6 protein-coding genes and 1 pseudogene are annotated in these 7,173 nt (G+C 53.9%); 3 read left to right on the forward strand and 4 right to left on the reverse strand.

Annotated features, from left to right (window positions below):
- The coding region (kdgD, locus tag ACT3TY_RS17640; protein ID WP_444629066.1) for a 5-dehydro-4-deoxyglucarate dehydratase at window positions 1–895 on the reverse strand (895 nt) is incomplete at its 3' end.
- Window positions 896–1,557: 662 nt separating this feature from the next.
- On the opposite strand from kdgD, the gene ACT3TY_RS17645 reads away from it, so the two are divergent.
- Window positions 1,558–1,680, forward strand: a complete 123-nt coding sequence (locus tag ACT3TY_RS17645) for a hypothetical protein (protein WP_264757783.1) — start codon at window positions 1,558–1,560, stop codon at window positions 1,678–1,680.
- Window positions 1,681–1,769: 89 nt separating this feature from the next.
- On the opposite strand, the gene speG is transcribed toward ACT3TY_RS17645, so the two are convergent.
- Together speG and ACT3TY_RS17655 are read right to left on the reverse strand one after the other, a co-directional pair.
- Window positions 1,770–2,303, reverse strand: coding sequence for a spermidine N1-acetyltransferase (gene speG, locus ACT3TY_RS17650; RefSeq protein ID WP_444629063.1), 534 nt, complete (start codon window positions 2,301–2,303; stop codon window positions 1,770–1,772).
- 64 nt (window positions 2,304–2,367) lie between these two features.
- Complete coding sequence (locus tag ACT3TY_RS17655; RefSeq protein ID WP_444624384.1) at window positions 2,368–3,582, reverse strand: NAD(P)/FAD-dependent oxidoreductase; 1,215 nt, start codon at window positions 3,580–3,582, stop codon at window positions 2,368–2,370.
- Between the two features lie 81 nt (window positions 3,583–3,663).
- Between ACT3TY_RS17655 and ltaE the strand changes: the two genes are divergently transcribed.
- A complete protein-coding gene (ltaE, locus tag ACT3TY_RS17660; RefSeq protein ID WP_444629064.1) occupies window positions 3,664–4,674 on the forward strand; it encodes a low-specificity L-threonine aldolase in 1,011 nt (336 codons plus the stop codon).
- Between the two features lie 24 nt (window positions 4,675–4,698).
- On the opposite strand, the gene fhuB is transcribed toward ltaE, so the two are convergent.
- Window positions 4,699–6,696 (reverse strand): Fe(3+)-hydroxamate ABC transporter permease FhuB, encoded by a 1,998-nt coding sequence (gene fhuB, locus ACT3TY_RS17665; RefSeq protein ID WP_444629065.1) that lies wholly within the window; start codon window positions 6,694–6,696, stop codon window positions 4,699–4,701.
- A gap of 218 nt (window positions 6,697–6,914) precedes the next feature.
- Between fhuB and ACT3TY_RS17670 the strand changes: the two are divergent.
- Window positions 6,915–7,173: pseudogene (locus ACT3TY_RS17670) on the forward strand (cytochrome b); the annotation flags it as partial.

Raw genomic sequence — 7,173 nt, forward strand, 5'->3', positions numbered from 1 at the left:
CTAGGCGTTCTAACTGCTGGCGTTGCTCAGGGGTCGGCATGGTTAAAGGTGCGCGGACGCTACCAGCCGGACGGCCGATAATATTCGCGCCTTCTTTAATCAAGCTAACTGCATAACCGGATTTTTGATCACGCAGATCAATAAAGGGAATAAAGAAGCCCGTAGTAATATTCTTAACCGTATCCTTGTCCCCTTGGCGTAACGCTTTGTAAAACGTTACTGCCATATCCGGAACGAAGTTAAACACCGCAGAAGAGTAGGTATTCACACCAATGGAGAGGTACGCTTCTGCAAAAATCTCAGCTGTGGGCACACCGCCTACATACACAAGGCGATCCCCTACCGTTTTAATGATCTTGTTTAGTGCTTGAATATCGCCCTTACCATCCTTGAGGCCGATAAGGTTCGGGCAAGCATCCGCAAGCGCCTGGACAGATCCGGCATTTAGAATGCCGTTACCACGGTTGTAGTAGATAATGTTGATGTTCGTGGCATCACAGATTTGTCGAGCATACTCGACCAATCCATCCTGCGGGCACTCTGTTAGGTAAGGCGGCATCAGCAAAATACCGTCTGCACCGGCCTCTTCAGCAGCAGTGGCAAACTCCTTACCCGCTTTTACGCTTAATCCAGCACTTGCGATCACCGGCAATTTACCATCAACGACCTCTACGGCCACACGGACAATCTGCCGATACTCTTCCAAGGTTAAATTAAAGAACTCACCCGTACCGCCTGCTACAAAAACAGCGGAAATATCATGACGGATAAACCACGTCAAACGCTCACGGTAGCTTTGCTCGTCAAACTGTCCGTTCGCATCGAAATCAGTGATAGGGAATGACAGCAAACCACCGCCTATTGCTTTGACTACTTCTTGTTTGGAAAACGTCACTGAAACGCCCTCATGTATGCCCAAGCCAATTGGTAATGAGTTAAAACCGTAGCCACTCAACACTCGTAATACATCATACAATATAAAAGGTAATCAACGAGAACATGCCCTGCAAGAAAAAAACCACTATGCTGCGACCAAAGTGCTAGCGCTCTTGGCACCTGCAAGAATTACGAAAATACACTTTAACCAGTGGAAACAAACCGTTGACCCACAGCTAACCAACAGACCCAATAATAACAGTGCAAGCTCATGCGTTAGCCTAGACAGCACTTAGTGGGAGGCTGCGAGCTACTCGAGGAGAAAGCGCTAACGAAGGGGCGATGACGGAGCTTTAAAACCAGACATGTGACCATGGGCTTTAGCTTTGGGGTTACACGTCAGTTCACCAGCGAACAGCTAAAAAACATCCAACTCCTGGCACCCTGAGGCTTTTTTTATATTGTTTGTGAAAACCTTTTTCATTCAACAATGTAAGCACTCACCTACTCAATCTGTAAGCCATTACTTACAGCCCATCGTCTTTTACCTACAACGTTAGGACTAGCATCAACCCTCAAAAGCGCCTACTATCCTCCGCCGCAGCCAATGCTGCGACGCACAACCAAAAATCCTCATAACAAGAACCGTTGTTAACTCCCCTGCTAACAGGAGTGCATGCTATGCAACACTCAATGACTCAGTACCCGGCCACTAATGCGGACATTATGGAAGTATGGGCACAGCACGCGCTTGCGCAGCGCGCAGCGTTTGATGCCTTTGCCGCTTATCTTTGTGATTACTAAAGCCCGCGGCTGTTTACCCCCTATCAACGCCTCCCCTTGGAGGCGTTATTTTTGTACCTGAGTACGCCATTCAAACCATCAATCAACTGCTAGGTAGCGTCACTTTCAAGCGCTGCTAAATAAGCCTCCTGCAGGATATACATCCGCTTTACGTCTCGGTATTTGCCGTTGATAAAGAACTCCTGAACCAGATGTCCTTCTTCGATGAACCCACTCTCTTCATAAAGATGAATCGCCTTAACGTTCTCCACTGCGACGATGAGAAACACCTTATGAAGGTTCAGGATGGTAAACGAGTAGTGTAGGGCCTGGCGGATCAGCGAACGTGCAAACCCTTTTCCATGATGGTCCGGAGTGATAATGATTTGGAACTCTGCACTGCGATGGATGTAGTCAATTTCAATCAGTTCCACCAAGCCAATCGCCGTTCCGGTGCTGTCTTCCGCTACAAACCGTCGCTCGGCATTATCATGGATATGTTTGTTATAAAGCTCCTCCAGCTCATCAAATGATTCGTAGGGCTCCTCAAACCAGTACGACATAATACTTTGATTATTATTAAGTTCATGCACAAAGCGCAGGTCGCCACGCTCAAGGGCACGTAAAAATAGCAAGTGGTTCATGGGCGCTGATCTCATCGTGTAACGACAATGTGGGGTGGTAATATCACATAGCCCGTTACGTGGCTTAAATATGGCGTTTAAACGAAAATAACTCTGCCAGCGGATGCGGCTTTCCTTCAATTAAAGCGCGCAGTAGCTTGGCCCCTATCATGCTGTAACTAATGCCGTTTCCGCCGTACGCCATGGCAAAGTGCACGTTTGGCCCATGGGAATCATGAGGACCAAAATAAGGCAGCCCATCGCATGTTTCGGCAAACGTGCCCGCCCAACTAAAGGTAGGATTAATCGTTAACGACGGCCAGAGCGTCTTGACCTTGTCTGCCAACCCCTCGGCTTTTTCCAGTACTCGTTCATCGCGACGCTTGGGAATATCCTGCTCATCATCATCACCGCCGACCAGCAGCCTTCCCTCCTGAGTCGTGCGCAGGTAAAGATAGGGCCGCGCAGACTCCCAGACGAGGGTATGTTTAAGCTCGCCCAGCATGTCAGGCGTTAGCGGGTCGGTAACGAATGCATAGCTGCTCCGGTTTTTAGCCACCGGCTCAGGCAGCCACGCTTGAGACTCATAGCCTGCGGCCACCACGACCTGCTGGCAGTTGAGCGTTGCACCGTTCGTCAACGTAAGCGCTATATGCTCACCGTGCTGGGTCATGCGTTCCACCTGGGTACGGTCGTATACCTCGCTGCCCTGTGTGGCTATCTTGCCAAACAGCTGATAGACCATTCGATAAGGGTCCATGCGTGCGGCAAGCTCGGTTAAAATAGCGCCTGGCGCATCAAAGCCGTAGCGTTCCAAAAGCGTTGCCCGCTCAAGCCACTTGGCCTTAAAACCATGTTTCTGACGCAGCCAAAGTTCCTCTTTCAACGACGCTACGTCTTCCCCACTGCTTGCATAATAGAGGCTTTGCTGGCGCTCAAACTCCACATCCTCCAGTTCAAGCGCCAAGGCTTCAAGCTCAAAAATTGATTCTGCACACGCCCGGTAGGCAAGCACCGCGTTTGCTTCACCGTAACGCTGGGCAAGCTCGGTCATATGGGTATCAATTTCATACTGCAGCAGTGCGGTACTGGCGGCCGTGCTTCCCCAGCCTATATCGCGACGCTCAACCACCACCACGTGATGGCCATGCTGGCTTAGTTCATTGGCAATCAGCGCCCCGGTTATGCCACCGCCGATGACGGCCACCTCGCATTGATGGTCGTGGGTTAGCTGTGGGAAAGTAGCCAACAGACCGTTCTTTACTGTCCAAAACGGATAGCCGCTTTTAAGATCCATCATGTTCCCTTTGCAACGCTTTTATCGGTAGCTTTAACACTAGTGGGTTAACGTAGAAATCACTTATTTATAAAGGAAATCTTTATGATCGATTTACGCAGTGACACGGTCACCCGACCCGATGCCGCCATGCTAGAAGCCATGATGAGTGCGCCTGTTGGGGATGATGTCTGGGGCGATGATCCAACGGTCAATGCGTTTCAGGAGCACCTTGCCACCTTAACCGGCAAGCAGGCGGCACTGCTGTTTCCAAGCGGCACCCAGAGCAACCTGGTGGGTCTGATGGCGCATTGTGAGCGGGGTGATGAGTATATCGTTGGGCAGTCAGCCCACACCTATCGCTATGAAGGGGGCGGCGCTGCGGTGTTGGGTAGTATTCAGCCACAACCAATTGAAAATGCCAGTGATGGCAGCCTGCCCTTAGAAAAAATCAGCGCAGCGATTAAAGCCGATGATGTTCACTTTGCCCGCACGCGTCTCTTGGCGTTGGAAAATACCATCACCGGTAAAGTGCTGCCCGAAACCTACGTTCATCAAGCCACCGAGTTTGCCCGTTCACGAGGTTTGGCAACGCATCTGGACGGCGCGCGGCTTTTTAATGCGGCCGTTGCAAGCCAGGCGCCGCTTGAGCAGCTATGCCGCCCCTTTGATAGCGTTTCACTGTGCTTCTCAAAAGGGATGGGTGCACCGATCGGCTCGGCGTTGATAGGTCCACGAGACTTCATCGAGCGTGCCCGCCGCTGGCGCAAGGTAGCGGGAGGAGGTATGCGCCAGGCAGGCATCATAGCCGCCGCCTGCCAGTATGCGTTAGATAACAATATTCAGGACCTGGCCAACGACCACCGCCGCACAGCACGCCTGGCCGAAGGCTTGGCCCTGCTTCCGGGCATAGAGGTGGCATCTCAAGCCACCAACATGCTGTTTGTACACATTTCGGAAGAGCACCTTCAGCCTCTTTCAACATGGCTTAAACAGCACGATATTTTAATTGAGCTTTTATACGCCACACGTCTTGTCGTGCACCGTGATATCAATGATGCCGATATCGAAAAGGTACTCGACGTGATGGCCGCTTACTTCAATCAACACCCTTAGGCGTAACGCTTAAGCGCGTAAGCCTCATAAACGCCGCAGGCCCCACATAAAGTAGGCGCCGCCAATCAACGAGGCAACAAGGCCTGCGGGAATCTCATACGGAAACATAATCTGGCGGCCGACCCAGTCAGCCAGCACCATGAGCAACATTCCGATCAATGCGGCGCCAACCAGCTGCTGCCGAGCGCGGGAAAAACCCACCAAACGCGCCATGTGCGGTGCCAGCAGGCCGATAAACGAGAGCGGCCCGACGACCAGCGTGGCACATGCGGTTAACAGTGCCACCAGCAGCAACAGCCCCAACCGCGCTCGATTCAGGGACACACCCAGCGCTTGGGCCATCGGCGCGCCCAACGGCAGAATATCGAGCCAGCGGGTAAAAGGAAGGGTTATCACTGCCAACACAGCGGCGATACTTCCCACCACCACCGCACTGGTCACATCCACGTAATACGTAGAGCCCGCCAGCCAGGCAATAACCTGCTGCCCTCGCGGGTCGCCGCCCGCCAGCAGCACGCTACGCACCGCATCAAACAGTGCGCCAATCGCAACGCCGCTAAGCAACAGCCGCTCAGGCACAAAGCCACTACGGCGATTCAAGATCACTAGCACGGCCAGTGTGGTCAATGCCCCTAGGGTCCCAATGCCGATCAGCGCTGCGTTGCTCGGTGCAGGCAGCACGTAAATGCCCAGGATTAATGCAATCGCGCAGCCCCCACTGATACCCAGCACTTCGGGGCTCGCCATAGGGTTAGCGGAAAGGCGTTGAAGCACTGTTCCGGCGATGGCTAACATCAAGCCACTGGCTGCCGCGGCGATGACTCGGGGCAGGCGCCACTCCATCACCTGCCAGTGGGCCGGACTAATCCACTCCCAGCCGTTAGCGCCCTGGCCTGACAGCAGTCCCAGGCATACTGCCATTGATAACGCGATTAAAAGCCCCATCGCCAAGCGGTACGGCGTTGGATGACGGCTTACCAGCATCCCCGGGGGTTGCGGAGGCCTGTCCCCCTGAAGCTTCAGCCGAGGAATGAGCCATAAAAGCAGCGGTGCACCCAGCGCGCCGGTAATGGCGCCGGTGGGAACCAGCGTCGTCAGCATGCCCGAAAAGCGCTGTAGTAGAAGATCCGTGGTCGCCAGCAGTACCGCGCCCAGCAGCGTCGACCAGAGTATGCGGCTGCCTAATCGGCGTGCCCCGGCCATGCGCACAATATTGGGTGCCGCCAAGCCAATAAAACCAATAATACCGACAACGCTGACCACGCTGCCGGTAATAAACACCGCAAGCCCGAGCCCAGCAAAACGCAGATATTTAAGCGAGATACCCAGGCTCTTGGCGCTGGCATCGTCAAGCTCCAACACGGCCAGTGGGCGTAACAACAGCCCTGCGGCCACAGCACTGATGGCCAAGTGGGGCCATAAGGTGGCTACCCCGCTCCAACCGTTCTGGGCAAGCGACCCCGCCCCCCAAATCAATAGCCCCGCCAGCGTCTCATGGTTGAACAGCAACAGCGCGGTCGAAAGTGCGCCCAAATACAGATTAACCACCAACCCAGCCAATACCACGACCACAGGCGCTAGCCCACGCCGCCAGGTCAGCGCAAACACTAGCCCAACGGCTAAACCGCCACCGATTAACGCCACCCACTCACGTCCGATAACCAGCAGCCCAGGCGCCATCAACGTGGTAGCCAGCAACGCCAGGTTAGCACCCGATGCCACCCCAAGCGTAGTGGGTGATGCCAGCGGGTTTCGCAGCACCTGCTGCATCAACACACCCGCCAGCGCCAAGCCGCCGCCAGCCAACAGCGCCACGCCTATTCGTGGCCACCAGGCATAATAGAGTAATACCTCATTGGTACTTCCAAACGAAGGCGCCAGCAGTGCCTGAAACCCCGAAACAATACCGCCCTGAACATGAAGGCTAATGCCAAACAGCGCCAGCAGCGGCAGGCTAAGTAACCAAACGGCCTTGGCAGGCGACATACGGCACGCTTTTTGAAGGGCGGCTGCATCTAGCATGGCGGGGTATCTCGGATAAGCGTCCACGCTTGTGTGGTGGACGCGATAGGCAGCACGGTCATTTAAGCGCCTTGGCTTTTTAATCAGTCATGGGTGAATATAAGCGCGTGATTTTAAATGATAACGATTAGCACTACAATTGATGCCCTCGTTAGTGCCGCTCTGTAGGGCTGTAACAGCGCACCATCAAAACAGTTATTGAATCGAGAAAGATAATAATGACCGACATAACCTCCCCTGCTGCTTTAACAAGCTCCTCCTTCTTCTGGCGGGACAGCGCTACGCGCTACGGCGTCATAAGCCGCACTCTGCACTGGTTAACGGCCGCTATCGTATTGCTTCAGTTCAGCGTTGTGCTGGCGTGGCGCGGGTTTGGCGAAACGCCCCTCACCTTGTTGCTATCAAGCGTCGGCCCCCACGGTTCGTTGGGCGTTATGCTGTTAGTGATGACGTTACTGCGTGCGGGCTGGGCATGGC

It is taken from the genome of Halomonas sp. AOP22-C1-8 (assembly GCF_052378905.1).
Classification (GTDB): domain Bacteria; phylum Pseudomonadota; class Gammaproteobacteria; order Pseudomonadales; family Halomonadaceae; genus Vreelandella; species Vreelandella citrativorans.

Coding starts and splice junctions, on each gene's coding strand:
- ACT3TY_RS17645 (WP_264757783.1), top strand. CDS start 1,558: ATGCAACACTCAATGACTCAGTACCCGGCCACTAATGCGGACATTATG.
- ACT3TY_RS17655 (WP_444624384.1), bottom strand. CDS start 3,582: ATGATGGATCTTAAAAGCGGCTATCCGTTTTGGACAGTAAAGAACGGT.
- speG (WP_444629063.1), bottom strand. CDS start 2,303: ATGAACCACTTGCTATTTTTACGTGCCCTTGAGCGTGGCGACCTGCGC.
- fhuB (WP_444629065.1), bottom strand. CDS start 6,696: ATGCTAGATGCAGCCGCCCTTCAAAAAGCGTGCCGTATGTCGCCTGCC.
- ltaE (WP_444629064.1), top strand. CDS start 3,664: ATGATCGATTTACGCAGTGACACGGTCACCCGACCCGATGCCGCCATG.